Genomic DNA, 18,836 nt, shown 5'->3' with positions numbered 1-18,836 from the left:
TGTCTTGTGGCGCGCTTAGACCATGGTCCAATGGCCCGTGCCAGAGCCTTCGCGCGATCATTTCAGATGATGGCCGGCTATTGTTCGGCCCCCTCGCAGTACCGTGGCCAACACGTGCCACAGGTTGTTTACTCGCCTTGATTCTGGATGTTTTCTCCCATGTTTGCCCCTTTCCCCATCGCCCCCGGGCGTCGTGTTGCCGGCTTGTTCCTGTTGTGTGCCGGCGTCAATGCCCAGGCCGCCGGTTTTCTTGAAGACAGCAGTGCAAAGGTCGAAGCACGCAATGTCTATTTCAACCGGGATTTTCGTGACGGCCACAGCAGTTCCAGCCAGGGTGCGTCCAAACGCGAAGAATGGGCACAAGGTTTCATCCTCAATGTGCAGTCGGGTTATACCCAGGGCCCGGTAGGTTTTGGCGTGGATGCGCTGGGCATGTTCGGCTTCAAACTTGACTCCAGCCCGGCGGACAGTAACAGCGGCCTGTTGCCGTCTTCCGGTCACGACCCGCGCCACTCGGCCGACCAGTACGCGAAGATGGGCCTGGCGGCCAAGGTCAAGGTTTCCAGTACCGTGCTTAAATACGGTTCGATGATGCCGGATGTACCGCTGCTCAAGTACAACGATGGCCGCCTGCTGCCGACCATGTTCCATGGCGCCATGCTCACTTCCGAAGAAGTGCGCGACCTGAAGTTCACCCTGGCCCGCCTGGACAAGTACACCGCACGGGATTCCACCGACCGCCAGGACATTCGCGTGCATTGCAAGAACAAGCGCTATGCCTGCGATATCGAGGCTGATCACTTTGACCTGGCTGGTGTCGATTACCGTTTCAACGAGCGCTTCAGCGCCCAGTACCAGGTGGCCAAGCTGGAGAACATCTACCGCCAGCACTTCCTCGGCCTGGTGGCCAGCCAGCCATTGGCGGTGGGCAGCCTGTCGGCAGACCTGCGCTTGATCAAGAGTGATGACATCGGCAATGCCCGCGCCGGCGAAATCGACCATCGCGCGTTCAGCGGCATGCTCGGCTACAGCCTGGGTGGCCACAAGCTCAGTGCCGGTTGGCAGCGCATGTACGGTGACAGTGCCATGCCATACCTGGATGGCACCAACCCGTACCTGGTCAACTACGCCCAGGTCAACGACTTCGCCGCCGCCCAGGAGCGTTCCTGGCAGGTGCGTTATGACTATGACTTCAAGGCCCTGGGCGTGCCTGGCCTGACCTTCTTCACCCGTTACATCAACGGTGACAATATCAAGGTGCCGGGCAGTACGGCCGAAGGCAAAGAATGGGAACGCGACACCGAGTTCAAGTACCAGGTGCAAAGTGGCACGTTCAAGGACGTAAGCGTGCGCCTGCGTAATTCCACTTACCGCAGCAATTATGAAAAATGGGCGCGTGACATGGACGAGACACGAGTCATCGTCAGCTACAACTTCTCCATCTTCTGACGGGGCGCTTTGCCAAATACCGGCAGCCACCTGACAATGGCTGCTGGTTCCCGCAAAGGGCAGGGCAATGAAAGACCTGTTGTTGATCGGCATCGGCCCGGGTGACCCGCGCCAGGTCACCTACGAGGCGGTCGATGCACTGCGCCAGGCCAGTGTGTTCTTCGTGCTCGACAAAGGCGGCGACAAGGACGAACTGCTGCGCCTGCGCAAGGCCATCCTGCAACGCTACCGGCCCGAGGGCGGCTATCGCCTGGTGCAGGTGGCCGACCCTGCACGCGATGGCCGCGCGGAAGACTACCTGGGCGCGGTGCAGGACTGGCACCGGCAGCGTGCGGCGCTGTATGCCCAACTGATCGAACAGGAGATAGGCGACGGTGAAACCGGCGCCTTTCTGCTGTGGGGCGAGCCGACGCTGTACGACAGCACCCTGCGCATCCTTGGCCTGGTCCGCGAGCGTGGTGTGGCGCTGCGCCTGCAGGTCATTCCGGGCATCAGCAGCGTGCAGGCGTTGGCTGCGCGCCATCAGGTGCCGCTCAACCGCATCGGTGAGCCGTTGACCGTATTGCCAGGGCGGCGCCTGGCTGGGCAGGGGCAGATCGACAATGTGCTGGTGATGCTCGACGGGCAGTGCGCGTTTGCCCGGCTCGATGACCCGGCGTTGATGATCTACTGGGGCGCGTACCTGGGGACTGCGGATGAGGTGCTGATTGCCGGGCCGTTGCAAACGGTGAAGGCACAGATACTGGAGGTGCGTGAGCGGGAGCGGGCGCGCAAGGGGTGGATCATGGATAGCTACCTGTTGCGCAGGGAGCTGTAGTCAGCTACAGCCTGTGCCGGCCTCTTCGCGGGCTCGCCCGCTCCCACAGGTATTCCACTGCACTCAAACTTGTGCTGACCCTGTGGGAGCGGGCAAGCCCGCGAACCAGGCGACACCGATTTCAAGGGTTACCCAGAATGGCCTGTACCTTGTCGCGCAACTGGTCGATGCTGAACGGCTTGCCGATCAGGTGCATGCCCTCCGGTACATTGACGTTCTCGGCATAACCACTGGCGAACAGCACCGGCAACAGCGGCCGCAGCTCGCGCGCCTTGCCGGCCAGCTCTTCGCCACCCATGTCCGGCAACCCCACGTCGGTCAGCATCAGCGCCAACTCCTGGCCCGGGTCCTCGATAATGCGCAGCGCCGCGCCGGCACTGTCCGCCTCGATGACCGTGTAGCCCAGTTCGTCGAGCACTTCGACCATCAGCATGCGTACGATGTCGTCGTCTTCGACTACCAGAAGGTGCATGGTTCGGATCCTGTGCTAATGAATGTCTTTAATCTGTGCTCCAGATGGCAGCAGAAGTTCCCGAGGATACCGGGCACTGCAATCAGATGGAACGTTTGGCGCACGCTGCCTTCAAATACTGGCTAAATGCCCTGCCAGACCCGGCAAAGCTGGTTAGACTCGCTTAACAGGACGGCGCAGTGGCAGATAATGACAAAGACAGATCCGCCACACTTTTCAATGGACTTTTAGCTCGGGCGTTTTCACATGATTCAAGCAGCCTCGATGGACCAGCGAAGCTTCCGCAAGCTGTTGAGCCGCAACGTCGGCCTACCCCTGGGGGTTGGCCTGCTGGGGGCCGTGGCCTTCGTTGCGGTGATCAACTACCTGCTTTCGGCCTTGCAGTGGGTCGAGCACACCGACCGGGTGATCGGCAATGCCAACGAAACGGTCAAACTGTCGATCGACATGGAAACCGGCATGCGTGGCTTCCTGATCACCGGCGACGAGCGTTTCCTCGACCCCTACGAGGTGGCCAAGCCGCGTATCTTCGGTAGCCTGCAGAGCCTGCGCGGCATGGTCGAGGACAACCCGCAACAGGTCGAACGCATCGACCGGCTGATCGCCCTGCAGCAAGCGTGGAACACCTTCGGCAGCGAGATGATCAACTTGCGCCGCAGCCAGGGTGATTACCGCGCCTTGATCGGCAACGGCCGCGGCAAGCGCCTGACCGACGAGATCCGCAAGGAGTTCGACAACCTCATCGGCAGCGAACAACAATTGCGCATGGCGCGCAACGAGCGGGTCAACAGTGTGACCGTCACGGTCATGTCGTCCTTCGTGCTGTTCATCGTCGGCCTCAGCGCCTTGCTGGCCTACCTCGGGCGGCGCGACCTGCTGACGCTGTCCGCTACCTATGACGAAAACTTCCAGGCCCAGCAGCGCGCCGCCGAACGCCTGGAGCATCAGGCCTGGCTGCGCAACGGGCAGACGCAACTGTCCGAACAGGTGCTCGGCCAGCTGACCCTGCCCATGCTCGGTGACAACATCCTGCGTTTCTTCGCCAGCTACCTGGGCAGCGTGGTAGGCGCGTTGTACGTGCGTGACGAACATGGCCGCCTGGTGCGTGTTGCCAGCTATGGCCTGGATGCCGAGGAGCAGGCGCGCGAGCAGGTACTGGGTGACCACGAGGGGCTGCTGGCCCAGGCCGTGCGCGAAGCGAGGCTGCTGCGTCTGGACGACTTGCCTGAAGACTATTTCCACCTCAGTTCCGGCCTTGGCAGGGGCCTGCCGCGCAGTGCCATGCTGATGCCCTCCAGCGACGACGGGCAGATCAACGGCGTGCTGGAGCTGGGCTTCCTGCGGCCGTTGCAGGAGCGTGACGAAGAGATGCTGCAGCGGGTCCGTGGCAACGTCGGTATTTCCATCGAAAGCGCCCGTTACCGGCAGCGCCTGCAGGAGGTGCTGGCCGAAACCCAGCAACTGAACGAAGAGCTGCAAGTGCAGCAGGAAGAACTTAAAACAGCCAACGAAGAGCTCGAAGAGCAATCCCGCGTGCTCAAGGAGTCCCAGGCCCACCTGGAAACCCAGCAGGCGGAGCTTGAGCAGACCAACGAGCAGCTGTCGGAGCGCACCGAGGCGCTGGACCGCAAGAACGACGAACTGCTCCAGGCCCAGGACGAGCTGCAGGCGCGCGCCGAGGAACTGCAGCGTTCGAGCAAGTACAAGTCCGAATTCCTCGCCAACATGTCCCACGAGTTGCGCACGCCGCTGAACAGCTCGCTGATCCTGGCCAAGCTGCTGGCGGAAAACGGCGAGGGCAACCTCAGCGACGAGCAGGTCAAGTTCGCCGAATCCATCTATTCGGCCGGCAACGACCTGCTCAACCTGATCAACGACATTCTCGACATCGCCAAGGTGGAAGCAGGCAAGCTCGAAGTGCGCCCCGAAAGCACCCAGTTGGAACGCCTGGTCGAAGGCCTGCGTGGCATGTTCGAGCCGTTGGCCGGGCACAAGGGCCTTGCCTTCGAGGTGACCACCGAGGCGCAGGTGCCGGCCACGCTGTTCACCGACCGCCAGCGCCTGGAGCAGATTCTCAAGAACCTGCTGTCCAACGCCATCAAGTTCACCGAGCGCGGCCAGGTCAGCCTGAACATCGGTTACCAGCCTGGCACCGGCATCGTCTTTGCCGTGCGCGATACCGGCATCGGCATCGCCGCCGACCAGCAGCAGGCGATCTTCGGCGCATTCCACCAGGTGGATGGCACCAGCAACCGCCGTTATGGCGGCACTGGCCTGGGCCTGTCGATTTCCCGCGACCTGGCGCACCTGCTGGGTGGGCAGATCAGCGTCGACAGCAGCCCCGGCCAGGGCAGTGTATTCAGCCTGATCCTGCCGGAGCGCTATGAGCGCGTGGCGCAGGATATCGAGCCGCTCAGCCTGCGCCCTGCGGTCGATAGCCTGCCACCCGCGCCGCAGGCACCAGTGGTGGCGGCACCGAAACGCCCGACACCAGTGTTTGCCGATGACCGTGAGCGCGCGCCGTTCGGCAACCGCTGCATCCTGGTGATCGAAGACGAACCGAACTTCGCCCGCATCCTCTTCGACCTGGCCCACGAGCTGGGTTACAGCTGCCTGGTGGCGCAGGGCGCCGACGAGGGCTTCGAACTGGCCGTGCAGTACATCCCCGATGCCATCCTGCTGGACATGCGCCTGCCCGACCATTCCGGCCTGACCGTGCTGCAACGCCTGAAGGAGCAAGCGAGCACCCGGCACATCCCGGTGCATATCATTTCCGTTGAGGACCGCGTCGAGGCCGCCATGCACATGGGTGCCGTCGGCTACGCGGTCAAGCCCACCAGCCGTGAACAACTCAAGGAAGTTTTCGCCCGGCTGGAGGCCAAGCTGACCCAGAAGCTCAAGCACATCCTGCTGGTGGAAGACGACGACCTGCAGCGCGAGAGCATTGCCCGCCTGATCGGCGACGACGATGTCGAGATCACCGCTGTGGCCATGGCCCAGGATGCCCTGGCGTTGCTGCGCGAGAATATCTACGACTGTATGATCATCGACCTCACGCTGCCGGACATGCTCGGCAACGAGTTGCTCAAGCGCATGACCGCCGAAGACATCCGTGCCTTCCCGCCGGTGATCGTGTATACCGGGCGCAACCTTACCCGCGAAGAAGAAGCCGACCTGCTCAAGTATTCGCGCTCGATCATCATCAAGGGCGCCCGCTCGCCGGAGCGCCTGCTCGACGAAGTGACGCTGTTCCTGCACAAGGTCGAGTCGCAGCTGTCCAACGAACGCCAGCGCATGCTCAAGACCGCGCGCAGCCGCGACAAGGTTTTCGAAGGCCGCAAGGTGCTGCTGGTGGACGACGACGTGCGCAACATCTTTGCCCTGACCAGCGCGCTGGAGCACAAGGGCGCGATCGTCGAAATCGGCCGCAACGGCCGCGAGGCCATCGAGCGCCTGGAGCAGCATGACGACATCGACCTGGTGTTGATGGATGTGATGATGCCGGAAATGGACGGCTTCGAGGCTACCCGGCTGATCCGCCAGCAACCACGCTGGCGCAAGCTGCCGATCATTGCCGTGACCGCCAAGGCGATGAAGGATGACCAGCAGCGTTGCCTGCAGGCTGGCGCCAACGATTACCTGGCCAAACCGATCGACCTGGACCGCTTGTTCTCGCTGATCCGTGTGTGGCTGCCGCAACTGGAGCGAATTTGACTAGCGAACGTAACACCGATATCGAAATCCGCTTGCTGATCGAGGCCATCTACCTCAAGTACAGCTACGATTTCCGCAACTATTCCGGCGCGTCGATCAAACGCCGGATCCTGCATGCGCTGCGCCAGTTCGACTGCCTGACGGTGTCGGCGCTGCAGGAGCGCGTGCTGCACGACCCTGGCATGTTCATGCAGTTGCTGCAGTACCTGACGATTCCGGTCAGCGAGATGTTCCGCGACCCGGGGCACTACCTGGCGCTGCGCAACGAAGTGGTGCCGCTGCTGCGCACCTGGCCGTCGATCAAGGTGTGGATTGCCGGCTGCAGCACGGGCGAGGAGGTGTATTCGATGGCCATCCTGCTACGCGAGGAGGGCCTGCTGGAGCGCACCATCATCTATGCCACCGACATCAACCCGCATTCGCTGGACAAGGCCAAGCAGGGTATCTACTCGATGCAGAGCATGCGCGAGTACGCCGAAAACTATCGCATCGCCGGTGGCCGACGGGACTTTGCCGAGTACTACACGGCAGCCTACGGTAACGCCATCATGGACAGCACCCTGCGGGACAACGTGACTTTCGCCGACCACAGCCTGGCCACCGACAGCGTGTTTTCCGAAACCCAGCTGGTGTCGTGCCGCAACGTGCTCATCTACTTCAACAAGGAACTGCAGGACCGCGCCCTGGGCCTGTTCCACGAGTCCCTGTGCCACCGCGGCTTCCTGGTGCTGGGCAGCAAGGAATCGGTGGATTTCTCCGCCTACAGCGAGCGCTTCGAGCCGCTGGTCAAGCCCGAACGGATCTACCGCAAGTCATGAAAGGCGTACGCGCGATGGTGATCGGCGCCTCGGCCGGCGGCGTTACCGCGCTATTCAGTGTGCTGGGCGCGTTGCCGGCCGGCTTCGCCATTCCGGTAATTTGCGTGCTGCACCTGCCGGATGACCGCCACAGCCAGCTGGCCGAGGTGCTGCAACGTCGCCTGCGGCGGCCAGTGTGCGAGGCCTGTGACAAACAGCCGCTGCGCCCCGGGCAGATCTACGTGGCCGGGCCGGGTTATCACCTGTCGGTGGAGCGTGACCTGACCCTGTCGCTGAGCCAGGAGCCGCCGGTGCATTTTTCCCGGCCGGCGATCGACTACCTGTTCATGTCGGCGGCCGATGCCTATGGTGCCGGCCTGCTGGGCATGTTGCTCACCGGGGCCAACGAGGATGGCGCAGAAGGCCTTGCCTATATCAAGCGCAACGGGGGCCGGACCGTGGTCCAGGACCCTTGCGACGCACAGGTGGCGCTGATGCCGGAGGCCGCACTGGCCCTGCACCAGCCCGACCATATTCTTTCTCTGAGTGGCATCGAGCGATTGCTCGCCGCCCTGGAACCCAGCGCATGCTAAGCCACACCATCGCCAAACTGCTGATCGTCGACGACCTGCCAGAAAACCTGCTGGCCCTCGACGCCCTGCTCCAGGGCCAAGACCGCGAGGTGCACCAGGCCCAGTCGGCCGAGGCAGCGTTGTCACTGTTGCTCGAGCACGAGTTCGCCCTGGCCATTCTCGACGTGCAGATGCCGGGCATGAACGGTTTCGAGCTGGCCGAGCTGATGCGCGGCACGGAAAAGACCCGCAACATCCCCATCGTGTTCGTCACTGCCGCCGGGCGCGAGATGAACTACGCGTTCAAAGGCTATGAAAGCGGCGCGGTGGACTTTCTGCACAAGCCGCTCGACACCTTGGCGGTGAAGAGCAAGGTGTCGGTGTTCGTCGACCTGTACCGCCAGCGCAAGGTGCTCGACCGCCAATTGCAGGCCCTGGAACGCAGCCGCCAGGAGCAGGAGCTGCTGCTGGCCCAGCTGCAGACGGCGCGGGGTGAACTGGAGCATGCCGTGCGCATGCGCGATGACTTCATGTCGATCGTGTCCCACGAGGTGCGCACCCCGCTCAATGGCCTGATCCTGGAAACCCAGCTGCGCAAGCTGCACCTGGCACGCGGCAACCTTGCCGCCTTCAGCGTCGACAAGCTGCAGGCCATGGTCGAGCGCGACGAGCGGCAGATCAACAGCCTTATTCGCCTGGTCGAAGACATGCTCGATGTATCGCGCATCCGCACCGGCAAACTGTCGCTGCGGCCCAAGGCGTTCGACCTGGGCCTGCTGGTGCGCGGCCTGGTGGAGAACTTTGCCGCCCAGGCCAGCGCACTGGACACCCATATCGAGTTGCAACGCTGCGAGCCGCTGCTGGGCGAGTGGGACGAGTTTCGCATCGAGCAGGTGCTGGCCAACCTGTTGTCCAATGCCTTGCGTTATGGTGAGCGCAAACCGGTACAGGTGCGGGTGTTCGAGCAGGACGGCCAGGCCTGCGTGCAGGTGCAGGACCATGGCATCGGCATCTGCGTGGCCAACCAGCAGCGCATCTTCCAGCAGTTCGAGCGGGTCGCCACCCAGCAGGCCAGTGGTGGGTTGGGCCTGGGGCTGTACATATCGGAGCAGATCGTCCAGGCCCATGGCGGGCGCATATTGGTGGAGAGTGAAGAGGGCAAAGGCGCCACCTTCACCTTGCAATTGCCACTGGCAACCTGCGAACAACAAAACGACCAGGCAAGGGCAACCTCTGCGTGAGCCTGGGGTCTGATGGCCAGTTGTAAGTATTTCAAGGCGTTGACATGAGTGAAGATGCACAAGATGTAGTACTGGTGGTCGAGGACGAACCGGCGATTCGCATGATCCTGCGTGATTACCTGGCAGGCGAGGGCTACCACGTGCTGGTGGCCGAGGATGGCGAGCAGGCGTTCGCGATCCTGGCGAGCAAGCCGCACCTCGACCTGATGGTGACGGACTTCCGCTTGCCGGGCGGGATTTCCGGGGTGGACATTGCCGAGCCGGCGGTGAAGTTGCGGCCGGACCTGAAGGTGATCTTCATCAGCGGCTACCCGGCGGAGATTCTCGAGTCCGGCAGCCCGATCACCCGCAAGGCACCGATCCTGGCCAAGCCGTTCGACCTGGATACCTTGCACGAGCAGATCCAGTTCCTGTTGCGTTAAAGCTGATGGCCTTATCGCCGGCAAGCCAGCTCCCACAGGTACACCACAGGTCTTCAGGCTTGTGGTGTACCTGTGGGAGCTGGCTTGCCGGCGAAAGGGCCGGAGCAGGCTAGCGCAGGGTCCGCTCCAGCCCACCCACCAGCATGCTTTCCATCAACCCCAGCCCCTGTTCTTCGGGCAAGGCCTTCAACAGCCCCGGCAACTGGTTCAGCAGTGTCGCCACCACATGCGCCGTGGCCACAAGGGCCTCCCCCTGCAACTTCGCCTGCGGTGCGATCAACCTCAGCAACCCCGCCTCATAGCGCTTGCGCAACAAGGCCAGGCGCGCCTGCTGGTCGTCGCTCAGGCAGCAGAAATCACGCTCCGCCAGGCGAAACTGCATGGGCCGCTCGGCATGCAGCTGCCAGTGCGCGGCAATCAGGCAACTCAGCGCCGACGCCCCGCGAGCCATTGCCCGGCGCCCCTGGTCCAGGGTGGCCTGCAATTCCTCGTACAACTCCTCGATCAGGTCGTACAACAAGTCCTGCTTGCTGGGGAAGTGGTGATACAGCGAGCCTGCGGTAAGCCCCACATGGGCCGCCAGCTCGCGCATGCTGACCTGGCCGAAGCCCTTTTCGGCAAACAGCGCCATGGCCCGGTCACGTCGCTCTTCAAAGTTGGCACAGCGCATCGCGGCATTGACCGGGGGCATGGCGTTCGCTCCTCAGTAGGTGAAGAAACCGCGGCCGCTCTTGCGCCCCAGCCAACCGGCCGCGACCATTTCCTTGAGCAACGGGGCAGGGCGGTACTTGCTGTCGTTGAAGCCTTCATGGAAGGCCTCCATGATCGCCAGCAGGGTGTCCAGGCCGATCAGGTCGGCCAGGGCCAGCGGGCCGATCGGCTGGTTGCAGCCCAGGCGCATGCCGGTGTCGATGTCCTCGGCACTGGCCAGGCCTTCCTGGCGTACGAAGATCGCTTCGTTGATCATCGGCACCAGGATGCGGTTGACCACGAACCCTGGGCGGTTGCCGGCGGTGATCGGGGTCTTGCCGACCTTTTCGGTCACCACCAGCGCCTGGGCGTAGGTGCTGTCGCTGGTCTGCAGGCCGCGAATGATCTCGACCAGCGCCATCATCGGCACCGGGTTGAAGAAATGCACGCCGATGAAGCGTTCGGGGTGCTCGATGCTGGCCGCCAGCTGGGTGACCGACAGCGACGAGGTGTTGGTGGCGATCAGGCAGTCGGCGGCGACGTTGGCGGCCACCTGCTGCAGGATGCGCTGCTTGAGCTGCAGGTTCTCGGTGGCGGCTTCGATCACCATTTGCGCGCTGCTGAGCTGGGTGTAGTCGGTGCTGGTGCGAATGCGGGCGCGGGCAGCGGCCGCCTTGTCGGCGTCGAGGGTACCCTTGGCGACCTGGCGCTCGAGGTTCTTGCTCAAGGTGGCCACGCCGCGCTCCAGCGCAGCGTCGGAAACGTCCACCAGCAGCACCTGGTAGCCGGCCACCGCACACACCTGAGCAATGCCGTTGCCCATGGTGCCTGCGCCGATCACGGCAATCTGTTCAATGCTCATGTGTCAGGCTCCGTCAGACGCGCTCGAAGACCAAGGCGATGCCTTGGCCACCACCGATGCACATGGTGGCCAGGGCATAGCGGCCCTGGATGCGCTGCAGCTCATGGATGGCCTTGGTGGCGATGATCGCGCCGGTGGCGCCCACCGGGTGACCCAGGGAAATGCCCGAACCGTTGGGGTTGACTTTTTCCGGGTCGAAGCCCAGTTCGCGAGCCACGGCACAGGCCTGGGCAGCGAAGGCTTCGTTGGACTCGATCACGTCCAGGTCCTGCACACTCAGGCCGGTCTTCTCCAGCACCTTGCGGGTGGCCGGGATCGGGCCAAGGCCCATCAGTTCAGGCTCGACGCCGGCATGGGCATAGCCCACCAGGCGGGCCAGGGGCTTCAGGCCCAGGCGGCGCACCGCATCACCAGTGGCCAGTACCAGGCCGCCAGCGCCGTCGTTGATGCCACTGGCGTTGCCGGCGGTAACGGTACCGTCTTTCTTGAACACCGCCTTCATCCCTGCCAGTTGCTCGGCGGTCACCTCGCCACGCACATGCTCGTCAGTGCTGAACTGCACGCTGCCCTTGCGGGTTTTCAGTTCCAGCGGAACGATCTGGCTGTTGAAGCGGCCTTCGGCTATGGCGCGGGCAGCGCGGCGCTGGCTGGTCAGGGCCAGTTCATCCTGCATTTCGCGGGTAATGCCGTGCTTGGCCGCAACGTTCTCGGCGGTGATGCCCATATGGAAGTGTTCGAACGGGTCCTGCAGCACGCCGACGGTGTAGTCGATGCCTTGCAGGTCACCCATGCGAGCGCCCCAGCGTGCCTGCGGCAGCAGGTACGGGCCACGGCTCATGGATTCGGCGCCCGCCGCCACGGCCACGTCGGTGTCGCCGAGCAGCAGGCATTGGGCTGCCGAGACGATGGCCTGCAGGCCCGAGCCGCACAGGCGGTTGACGTTGAATGCCGGGGTTTCCTTGGGGATGCCGGCGTTCATTGCCGCTACGCGGGCCAGGTAGGCGTCACGCGGTTCGGTGGGGATCACCGTGCCCATCACCAGGTGGCCGACTTGCTCGGCGGCCACGCCCGAGCGCTCGATGGCGGCGCGGGTGATGGCGCTGGCCAGGTCGGCCAGCGGCAGGTCCTTGAGGGAACCGCCAAAACCACCAATGGCTGAACGGACGGCACTGACGACGTAGATTTCTGCGCTGCTCATAGGGGCTCCGATTGCGAAGGCATGGCGGGACCGGGCCAGGCTCTGCGAGAATGGCCGACGATCCCGGAGTGGGACCGAGTCTAGGCAAAGGCTCTGTTGCAGCCTATGCCGGAACTGTTCAGACAACCTGGCACTTTTTGCCACTCAGCATAGACAGCGAAAACCGCCATGCGCGATAGCGATTCGGTCGCCGTGTACTTCCTCAATGCCATGCTCCATGCCCTGCGCGACTGCCCCGCCGAACGCGATGCGCAGCTGCGTGCGGTGGGCATCGACCCACAACTGCTCGAGCAGCCCCAGGCGCGTGTACCGGCCAAGGCCTTCGCCCAGCTGTGGCTGGCGCTGATCCAGCGCCTGGACGATGAGTTCTTCCGCCTCGACAGCCACGGCATGCCGCCGGGCAGTTTCGCCCTGATCTGCCGGGGCCTGATCCTGGAGCCGAACCTGGAGAAGGCCTTGCGCCAGTGCATGGGCGGTTTTGGCCTGTTCCTGCGCGATCTGCGCGGCAGCCTGACGGTACGTGGCGGGCGGGCGCTGATCAGCGTGCAGTCGAGCATCGCCGACCCGCTGACCCGGGTATATGCCGAGGAAACCTACCTGGTGCTGATGATCGGCATGCTGTGCTGGCTGGCCGGGCGGCGGATCGCCATCGACCGCACCGAGCTGGCGGTGTCGCGCCCGGCCCAGGAAGACGACCTGCTGCTGTGGGGGCCGGACCTGCGCCTGGGCAGCGGGCGCACCGAGGTGGAGTTCGACAGCGCCTACCTGCGCCTGCCGGTGGTGCAGGACCTGGCGGCCCTGAAAACCTTCCTGCGCAGTGCGCCGCAGGGGCTGGTGATTCGCTTTCGCAACCAGAACGGGCTGGTGGCCGAAGTGTACCGGCACCTGCGGGCGCGGCGTTATGGGCAGTGGCCGACGCTGGCGGCGCTGGCGCAGCTGCAGGGGGTCAGTGCCAGTACTTTCCGTCGGCAGCTGGAGCGGGAAGGGCGTTCGTACCAGCAGATCAAGGATGAGGTGCGCCGGGCAATGGCCTTCGAGCGGTTGCGCGAAGGGGAGTTGAGCATTGCCGAGATTGCCGAGCAGACCGGGTTCCAGGAGCCCAGTGCGTTTCACCGGGCGTTCAAGAAGTGGACCGGGCAGAGCCCCGGCAGCTACCGGGCGCGGTTGGCCGGGCGGTAGCGTCCACCTGCACCGGCCCTTTCGCGGGCTTGCCCGCTCCCACAGGTGCAGCACAGCTTTCAGGCCCTGTGCGATCCCCGTGGGAGCGGGCAAGCCCGCGAAGAGGCCGGTACAGGCTACCGATCAATGATCAGGCCGGCACCATGGCAAACCCGACCCCGAAGCGGTTCCAGGCATTGATGGCGGCAATTGCCAGGGTCAGGTTGGCCACCTCGGCCGGCTCGAAGTGTTCCTGCAAGGCTTCATATTCCGCCTGCGGCGCGCCGTGCTCGGGCAGCCTGGTCAGGCTCTCCACCCAGGCCAGCGCAGCACGTTCGCGCGGGGTGAAGTAGGCGGTTTCCTGCCAGACGCACAAGGTCTGTAGGCGTGCCTCGGTCTCACCGGCCTTGCGCGCATCGTTGGCGTGCAGGTTGACGCAGTAGGCGCAGCCGTTGATCTGCGAAGCCCGCAGGCGCACCAGTTCCAGCAGGGAATTCTCCAGGCCGCTCTTGGCCAGGGCCTGCTCCAGGCCGACCATGGCTTTGTAGGCCTCGGGGGCGTGCTTGGCCCATTCGATACGGTTGTGCATGGCTGTCTCCAAAGGGTGTGGGGTGGGGATGGCGCTACTGTAGCGCCGCACGTTGGCCTCCCCGATAGCCAATCACGCGCATAAGCGGGAGGCCAATCGGCCATTTGGGAGGCCACTGACAGGCATCCAATCTCTTCATTTCTGCCAGGCCGCCGAAGCCCGGATAATGATCAGGTCTTGCAACAGGGGAACCGATTCATGTCCGAAGAACGCTACATGCGCGAAGCGCTCGACCTTGCCCGCGCCAACATTCAGGCCGGTGGCCGGCCCTTCGGCGCCGTGCTGGTGTACCAGGGGCAGGTGCTGGCGCGTGCGGTCAACGAGATCCACAGCACCCAGGACCCGACCGCCCACGCCGAGATGCAGGCCATCCGCAAGGCCAGCCATGCCCTGGGTCAGGCACGCCTGGACGGCGCCGAAGTCTACGCCAGCGGCCACCCATGCCCGATGTGCCTGGCGGCCATGCACCTGTGCGGCATCGAGCGGGCCTGGTTTGCCTACGACAACGCCGAGGGCGAACCCTACGGCTTGTCCACCGCGGCGGTATACGCGCAGATGGCTCGCCCGCCCCAGCAACAGTGCCTGCCGCTGCGCGCCCTGAAGCCCAGCGGCGAAGCCGGTCTTTACCTTGGGTGGAAACAGGCCAACGCACAATGAGAGCGGCATTGAACCTGCTGCTGGTCATCCTGCTGGCACTGAACCTGCGGCCGATCCTGACCAGCATCGGCCCGTTGCTCGAACCCATGCGCGCAAGTACTGGCCTGGGTTACCAGCAGGCGGCCTTGCTGACGGCGTTGCCGGTGCTGTGCATGGGCCTGGTGCCCTTGCTGCAACCCTGGTTGCGGCGCTGGATCAGCGAACATGGCGGCATGCTCGCTGGCCTGTCTGCCATCGCCCTGGCCTGCCTGTGGCGCCTGCAACTGGGCAGCGCCTGGGCGCTGATTGCCAGTGCGGTGGTCGCCGGCCTGGGGGTGGCGGTAGTGCAGGGCATGATGCCGGGGCTGGTCAACCGCTGGTTTCCCGGCCGCCTGGCGGGGGCGATGGGCCTGTATTCGGCAGCGCTGATGAGCGGCGGCGGCCTGGCCGCCGTGCTTGGGCCGCACATCAGTGGCTACTTCGGCCACTGGCAGGTCGGCCTGGGCGTGTGGGCGATCCCGGCTGTGCTGGCGGTGCTGACCTGGGCCGTGCTGCGGCCGCGCCAGGAGGCGCCGAAACTGGCCGGTGCCGCCGGCGGTCATTGGTTCGGTACGCGTCGGGCCTGGTTGCTGGCGCTGTACTTTGGCTTGATCAACGGTGGCTACACCAGCATGGTGGCCTGGTTGCCGGCCTATCACATCGAGCATGGTGGCAGCGCCCAGGGCGGTGCCGACCTGGTTGGCCTGATGACCATCTTCCAGGTGGCCGGTGCATTGGGCTTGCCGCTGTTGCTGCGGCGCTGGGCAGACCGACGCCCGGGCCTGTGGCTGGCCTTGGCGATCCAGCTGGTGGGTTTTCTCGGCCTGCTGCTGGCACCCACGCTGGCCTCGGGGCTGTGGGTGGCGATGATCGGTTTCGGCCTGGGCGCCTGCTTCAGCCAGAGCCTGACGCTGACCCTGGAGCACCTGAAGACGCCTGCCGAGGCTGGCAGCCTGGCGGCGTTCGTGCAGGGCATCGGCTTCATCATCACCGGCATGGTGCCTTACGTCACCGGCTGGTTGCGCGACATGAGCGGTGATTTCCAGGCCTCGTGGACGCTACTGACCGTGACCGTGGTGGCGATGCTGCTGGTTACCACGTGGTTCAACCCTCGCGGTTATGCCGCGGCGATTGCCCGCCCGGTAGTGGCGGGCAAGGCCGCGCCGGTCAACTGAGGCGCTGCAGGGTGTCGCGCACCCGGTCCAGCGCCGGGTCGATATCCAGCAGCTCTATGGCGCCGAAGCCCAGCAATAGCCCCGGGCGCACTGGCGCTTCGCTGAAAAACGGCGCGAGCGAATACAGGCCGACCTCCACCTTGCGTGCGAGGTTGGCCAGCAGCTCGACATCGACCCCAGGTTTGGCCAGGGCGCTGAGGTGGAACCCGGCGCTGGCGGGGATGGCGCTGAACCACGGTGCCAAGTCGCCGCCCAGCCGCGCGAGGATGCGTTCGCGACGGGCGCTGTAGACCTCGTGGCAACGGCGGATGTGCTTGTTCAGGTGGCCTTCGCCGAGAAAGCGCGCCAGTGCCCACTGCAACAGGGTCGGGCTGTGCCAGTCGCTGAGGTGCTTGGCCACGCAGGCGGCCTTCAGCACGTCGGGCGGCAGTACGGCGTAGCCCAGGCGCAACTCGGACAGCAAGGTCTTGGAAAAGGTCCCCACATAGGCCACCAGGCCATGGCGGTCGAGGCGCTGTAGAGCGTCTGCGGCTGGGCCGTGGTAGCGGAACTCGCAGTCGTAGTCGTCTTCGATGATCAACGCACCCAGCTCGGCGGCCCGTGCCAGCAGGGCGTGCCGGCGTGGCTCGCTCATCGGCATGCCCAGCGGGAACTGGTGCGAGGGCGTCACATAGATCAGCCGGGTGCCGTCGGCGATCTGCTCCACGCACAGCCCTTCATCGTCCACCGGTACCGATTGCAGGCGCGCACCCAGGGCCAGGAACAGTTGCCGCGCTGGCGGGTAGCCCGGGTCTTCCATGGCTACCTGGCAACCCGGCTCGACCAGTACCCGTGCGATCAGGTCCAGTGCCTGCTGGGCGCCGTTGCACACCAGCAGGTCAGCGGCGCTGCAGTGCACGCCGCGGGCATAGGCGACATGATGGGCAATGGCCTCGCGCAGCTCCGGCAGGCCCTGGGCAGGGAACTGCCGCTCGGGATGGCGCTGGCTGCGGCGCAGGGCATAGTTCAGGCAACTGCGCCACTGGTCGAACGGAAACTGCGCCTTGCTCGAGGCCCCGCCGATGAAGTCGTAACGCGACGGAGCCTCCAGCTGGCGTCGGCTCAGCACGGTGGCGCGCTGCTGCCAGCGCTCGAGCGACGCGGCACCAGCCAGGGGAATGGCGGGCGATTCGCTGCTGCGCAGCGGCTGGCGCGGGGTGACGAAGGTGCCCCGGCCGACCACGCCGCTCAGCAGGCTGTCGTAGGTCAGCCGGGAATAGGCCTCGGCCACGGTCTTGCGCGACACGCCCAACTGCTCTGCCAGCAGGCGGCTTGGCGGCAGTTGGGTGCCGGCGGCCAGGTGGCCGCTGTCGATGCCGGCACGCAATTGCTGGTAAAGCTGGTCGGCCAGGCCTTTGCGGCCTTCCAGGCGAATGTGCAGTTCCATGGAGCGGTCCGGAGCGGGGAAGTGCTCAGGATAGCGGATTGGCCGCCGAAGGGCATGGGGCCGCTTTGCGGCCCATCGCCGGCAAGCCAGCTCCCACAGGGATAGCACATGGCTTGAGGTCTTCGCGGTCTGCCTGTTCTGGCCTCATCGCCGGCTAGCCAGCTCCCACAGGGATAGCACATGGCTTGAGGTCTTCGCGGTCTGCCTGTTCTGGCCTCATCGCCGGCAAGCCAGCTCCCACAGGTACTGCACAATGCTTGAGGTCGGTGCAGTCGAGGTGGGAGCTGGCTTGCCGGCGATGGGCCGCAATGCGGCCCCCAGGCAAGCGGTAGGTAATCAGAAGCGTGCCGTGCTCACCGTGATGTAGCCCTTGTCTGCCAGCGCGATACGTATCACCGTCTCGTCCGCCGGCGCCTTGCGGTTGCGCTTGATGCGAACGCCTTCCACCGCCGCCGCTTTCATATGCTCGGTGATGGCCCGCCCGTTCGGGTCGAAGAACAACTCGCTGGCCAGCAACTCGATACGCTCGATCAGTTGGCGGGAGCGTTCATCGGTGGCGCAGAAGAACATCACCCCCGACAGGTGGGGGTCTTCGTCCGGGTTGTTCATGTCATGGGCCAGCAGTTCGCGCAGGGTGCTGCGCAATTCGGCAGTGGGGCGGGCGTACAGGTGCATGCGGAACCTCCTCTGGATCGCGACCTTGCGTCATCCAGTGCCGATCATGTTTTCAGTGGGCAGGGGGCAACAAGTAGGACGCATCCGAGCAATGCGTAGGAGTTTTCTGAAGATGCAGGAGTGACACCGCAAGCTGGCGGGAGGACGGTCCCTGCGGCACAATTTGCCGCCCGCTACCCGCCTTGCCGAGGATTGCCATGAACAGCCATTTCCAAGCCGTCGACCTGAAAAAGGCCTATCGCCTGCTGAACCACGGCCCGACGGTGCTGGTGTCGGCCAGCCACGAAGGGGTGGACAATGTGATGGCGGCCGCCTGGGCCTGTGCGCTGGATTTCGACCCCCCCAAGGTGACCGTGGTACTCGACAAGACCGCCCGCACCCGGCAGTTGGTGGAGGGCAGTGGCTGGTTCGTGATCCAGGTGCCAACCGCGGCGCAGTCGCAGCTGACCCACCAGGTGGGTACCCGCAGCCTGTTCGACCAGCCCGACAAGCTCGCCAGCATTGGTGTGCAGCTGGCGCGGGTCGAGGGGCATGCGGCGCCCTTGGTGGAGGGCTGTTCGGCCTGGTTGATGTGCCGGGTGATCGACGAGCCGCACAACCAGAACACTTACGACCTGTTCATTGGCGAGGTGGTGACGGCCTGGGCCGATGACCGGGTGTTCCGCGATGGCCACTGGGCCTACGAAAATGCCGACCCGCAGTGGCGCAGTTTGCACTACGTGGCGGGTGGGCATTTTTATGCGATAGGCGAGCCGGTGGTGGTCGATTCGCAAAGATGATTACACCTGTCCCGGCCTCATCGCCGGCAAGCCAGCTCCCACAGGTATCACACCAGGCCTGAAGCCTGTGCAGTACCTGTGGGAGTTGGCTTGCCGGCGATAGGGCCGCATGGGGGCCCCCTGTC

The 18,836-nt window shown here is 64.6% G+C and carries 18 protein-coding genes; 11 read left to right on the top strand and 7 right to left on the bottom strand.

All coding sequences use genetic code 11. The annotated features are described in order from the left end of the window. The first annotated feature begins 159 nt into the window (after positions 1 to 159). Positions 160 to 1,449 carry an OprD family porin gene (locus tag ACLCGK_RS20910; RefSeq protein WP_309668714.1) on the top strand — a complete coding sequence of 430 codons (1,290 nt, stop codon included), beginning with the start codon at positions 160 to 162 and terminating at the stop codon, positions 1,447 to 1,449. A 67-nt stretch (positions 1,450 to 1,516) separates the two neighbouring features. Then, a complete protein-coding gene (gene cobF, locus ACLCGK_RS20905; RefSeq protein WP_410952809.1) occupies positions 1,517 to 2,266 on the top strand; it encodes a precorrin-6A synthase (deacetylating) in 750 nt (249 codons plus the stop codon). Between the two features lie 121 nt (positions 2,267 to 2,387). Here the strand turns inward: cobF and ACLCGK_RS20900 are convergent, their stop codons facing one another. Then, entirely contained in the window at positions 2,388 to 2,738 is a 351-nt protein-coding gene (locus ACLCGK_RS20900) for a response regulator (protein ID WP_015270807.1), read from the bottom strand. Between the two features lie 246 nt (positions 2,739 to 2,984). Between ACLCGK_RS20900 and ACLCGK_RS20895 the strand changes: the two genes are divergently transcribed. The 5 genes from ACLCGK_RS20895 to ACLCGK_RS20875 are packed head-to-tail and all read left to right on the top strand — an operon-like array spanning position 2,985 to position 9,484. Continuing rightward, positions 2,985 to 6,452: a response regulator gene (locus tag ACLCGK_RS20895; RefSeq protein WP_410952808.1), complete on the top strand. Its 3,468-nt coding sequence runs from the start codon at positions 2,985 to 2,987 to the stop codon at positions 6,450 to 6,452. Then, positions 6,449 to 7,270 carry a CheR family methyltransferase gene (locus tag ACLCGK_RS20890; protein WP_003259474.1) on the top strand — a complete coding sequence of 274 codons (822 nt, stop codon included), beginning with the start codon at positions 6,449 to 6,451 and terminating at the stop codon, positions 7,268 to 7,270. The genes ACLCGK_RS20895 and ACLCGK_RS20890 overlap by 4 nt, the downstream gene beginning before the upstream one ends. Beyond that, positions 7,267 to 7,842, top strand: a complete 576-nt coding sequence (locus ACLCGK_RS20885) for a chemotaxis protein CheB (protein WP_013973112.1) — start codon at positions 7,267 to 7,269, stop codon at positions 7,840 to 7,842. The genes ACLCGK_RS20890 and ACLCGK_RS20885 overlap by 4 nt, the downstream gene beginning before the upstream one ends. Beyond that, on the top strand, positions 7,836 to 9,062 hold the full coding sequence (locus tag ACLCGK_RS20880; protein ID WP_015270804.1) for a hybrid sensor histidine kinase/response regulator: 1,227 nt from the start codon (positions 7,836 to 7,838) through the stop codon (positions 9,060 to 9,062). The genes ACLCGK_RS20885 and ACLCGK_RS20880 overlap by 7 nt, the downstream gene beginning before the upstream one ends. A 44-nt stretch (positions 9,063 to 9,106) precedes the next feature. Then, positions 9,107 to 9,484, top strand: coding sequence for a response regulator (locus ACLCGK_RS20875; RefSeq protein ID WP_085591025.1), 378 nt, complete (start codon positions 9,107 to 9,109; stop codon positions 9,482 to 9,484). 109 nt (positions 9,485 to 9,593) lie between these two features. Here ACLCGK_RS20875 and ACLCGK_RS20870 read toward each other — a convergent pair whose 3' ends face one another. Genes ACLCGK_RS20870 through ACLCGK_RS20860 form a run of 3 tightly spaced genes read right to left on the bottom strand, consistent with a single transcriptional unit; the run spans position 9,594 to position 12,234 of the window. Further along, positions 9,594 to 10,175 (bottom strand): TetR/AcrR family transcriptional regulator, encoded by a 582-nt coding sequence (locus ACLCGK_RS20870; RefSeq protein ID WP_013973110.1) that lies wholly within the window; start codon positions 10,173 to 10,175, stop codon positions 9,594 to 9,596. 12 nt (positions 10,176 to 10,187) lie between these two features. Continuing rightward, a complete protein-coding gene (locus ACLCGK_RS20865) occupies positions 10,188 to 11,036 on the bottom strand; it encodes a 3-hydroxybutyryl-CoA dehydrogenase (RefSeq protein ID WP_061551711.1) in 849 nt (282 codons plus the stop codon). Positions 11,037 to 11,049: 13 nt separating this feature from the next. Then, positions 11,050 to 12,234 (bottom strand): acetyl-CoA C-acyltransferase family protein, encoded by a 1,185-nt coding sequence (locus ACLCGK_RS20860; RefSeq protein WP_061551710.1) that lies wholly within the window; start codon positions 12,232 to 12,234, stop codon positions 11,050 to 11,052. Between the two features lie 168 nt (positions 12,235 to 12,402). Here ACLCGK_RS20860 and ACLCGK_RS20855 point away from each other — a divergent pair, with 168 nt between their 5' ends. After that, positions 12,403 to 13,413: an AraC family transcriptional regulator ligand-binding domain-containing protein gene (locus ACLCGK_RS20855; RefSeq protein WP_410952807.1), complete on the top strand. Its 1,011-nt coding sequence runs from the start codon at positions 12,403 to 12,405 to the stop codon at positions 13,411 to 13,413. A 130-nt stretch (positions 13,414 to 13,543) separates the two neighbouring features. On the opposite strand, the gene ACLCGK_RS20850 is transcribed toward ACLCGK_RS20855, so the two are convergent. After that, the gene (locus ACLCGK_RS20850; RefSeq protein ID WP_015270800.1) at positions 13,544 to 13,981 is read right to left on the bottom strand and encodes a carboxymuconolactone decarboxylase family protein; all 438 of its coding nucleotides are present in this window, start codon (positions 13,979 to 13,981) and stop codon (positions 13,544 to 13,546) included. A 198-nt stretch (positions 13,982 to 14,179) separates the two neighbouring features. Between ACLCGK_RS20850 and ACLCGK_RS20845 the strand changes: the two genes are divergently transcribed. Then, positions 14,180 to 14,638, top strand: coding sequence for a nucleoside deaminase (locus ACLCGK_RS20845; RefSeq protein ID WP_410952806.1), 459 nt, complete (start codon positions 14,180 to 14,182; stop codon positions 14,636 to 14,638). Further along, on the top strand, positions 14,635 to 15,831 hold the full coding sequence (locus ACLCGK_RS20840; protein WP_410952805.1) for a CynX/NimT family MFS transporter: 1,197 nt from the start codon (positions 14,635 to 14,637) through the stop codon (positions 15,829 to 15,831). Before ACLCGK_RS20845 ends, ACLCGK_RS20840 begins: the two co-directional genes overlap by 4 nt. Here the strand turns inward: ACLCGK_RS20840 and ACLCGK_RS20835 are convergent. Together ACLCGK_RS20835 and ACLCGK_RS20830 are read right to left on the bottom strand one after the other, a co-directional pair. Next, entirely contained in the window at positions 15,824 to 17,257 is a 1,434-nt protein-coding gene (locus ACLCGK_RS20835) for a PLP-dependent aminotransferase family protein (protein ID WP_410952804.1), read from the bottom strand. The genes ACLCGK_RS20840 and ACLCGK_RS20835 overlap by 8 nt on opposite strands. 336 nt (positions 17,258 to 17,593) lie before the next feature. Next, positions 17,594 to 17,932, bottom strand: a complete 339-nt coding sequence (locus tag ACLCGK_RS20830; protein ID WP_085591035.1) for a hypothetical protein — start codon at positions 17,930 to 17,932, stop codon at positions 17,594 to 17,596. A 197-nt stretch (positions 17,933 to 18,129) separates the two neighbouring features. Here ACLCGK_RS20830 and ACLCGK_RS20825 point away from each other — a divergent pair, with 197 nt between their 5' ends. Beyond that, positions 18,130 to 18,711 (top strand): flavin reductase family protein, encoded by a 582-nt coding sequence (locus tag ACLCGK_RS20825; RefSeq protein WP_410952803.1) that lies wholly within the window; start codon positions 18,130 to 18,132, stop codon positions 18,709 to 18,711. The last annotated feature ends 125 nt before the right edge of the window (positions 18,712 to 18,836 follow it).

The organism is Pseudomonas sp. S1(2024), assembly GCF_046557535.1.
Note: the sequence above shows the minus strand (reverse complement) of the source record. Positions and strands in the feature narration are given on the sequence as shown.

Coding starts and splice junctions, on each gene's coding strand:
- ACLCGK_RS20840 (WP_410952805.1), top strand. CDS start 14,635: ATGAGAGCGGCATTGAACCTGCTGCTGGTCATCCTGCTGGCACTGAAC.
- cobF (WP_410952809.1), top strand. CDS start 1,517: ATGAAAGACCTGTTGTTGATCGGCATCGGCCCGGGTGACCCGCGCCAG.
- ACLCGK_RS20900 (WP_015270807.1), bottom strand. CDS start 2,738: ATGCACCTTCTGGTAGTCGAAGACGACGACATCGTACGCATGCTGATG.
- ACLCGK_RS20855 (WP_410952807.1), top strand. CDS start 12,403: ATGCGCGATAGCGATTCGGTCGCCGTGTACTTCCTCAATGCCATGCTC.
- ACLCGK_RS20880 (WP_015270804.1), top strand. CDS start 7,836: ATGCTAAGCCACACCATCGCCAAACTGCTGATCGTCGACGACCTGCCA.
- ACLCGK_RS20860 (WP_061551710.1), bottom strand. CDS start 12,234: ATGAGCAGCGCAGAAATCTACGTCGTCAGTGCCGTCCGTTCAGCCATT.
- ACLCGK_RS20830 (WP_085591035.1), bottom strand. CDS start 17,932: ATGCACCTGTACGCCCGCCCCACTGCCGAATTGCGCAGCACCCTGCGC.
- ACLCGK_RS20835 (WP_410952804.1), bottom strand. CDS start 17,257: ATGGAACTGCACATTCGCCTGGAAGGCCGCAAAGGCCTGGCCGACCAG.
- ACLCGK_RS20850 (WP_015270800.1), bottom strand. CDS start 13,981: ATGCACAACCGTATCGAATGGGCCAAGCACGCCCCCGAGGCCTACAAA.
- ACLCGK_RS20845 (WP_410952806.1), top strand. CDS start 14,180: ATGTCCGAAGAACGCTACATGCGCGAAGCGCTCGACCTTGCCCGCGCC.
- ACLCGK_RS20870 (WP_013973110.1), bottom strand. CDS start 10,175: ATGCCCCCGGTCAATGCCGCGATGCGCTGTGCCAACTTTGAAGAGCGA.
- ACLCGK_RS20825 (WP_410952803.1), top strand. CDS start 18,130: ATGAACAGCCATTTCCAAGCCGTCGACCTGAAAAAGGCCTATCGCCTG.
- ACLCGK_RS20910 (WP_309668714.1), top strand. CDS start 160: ATGTTTGCCCCTTTCCCCATCGCCCCCGGGCGTCGTGTTGCCGGCTTG.
- ACLCGK_RS20895 (WP_410952808.1), top strand. CDS start 2,985: ATGATTCAAGCAGCCTCGATGGACCAGCGAAGCTTCCGCAAGCTGTTG.
- ACLCGK_RS20875 (WP_085591025.1), top strand. CDS start 9,107: ATGAGTGAAGATGCACAAGATGTAGTACTGGTGGTCGAGGACGAACCG.
- ACLCGK_RS20865 (WP_061551711.1), bottom strand. CDS start 11,036: ATGAGCATTGAACAGATTGCCGTGATCGGCGCAGGCACCATGGGCAAC.
- ACLCGK_RS20885 (WP_013973112.1), top strand. CDS start 7,267: ATGAAAGGCGTACGCGCGATGGTGATCGGCGCCTCGGCCGGCGGCGTT.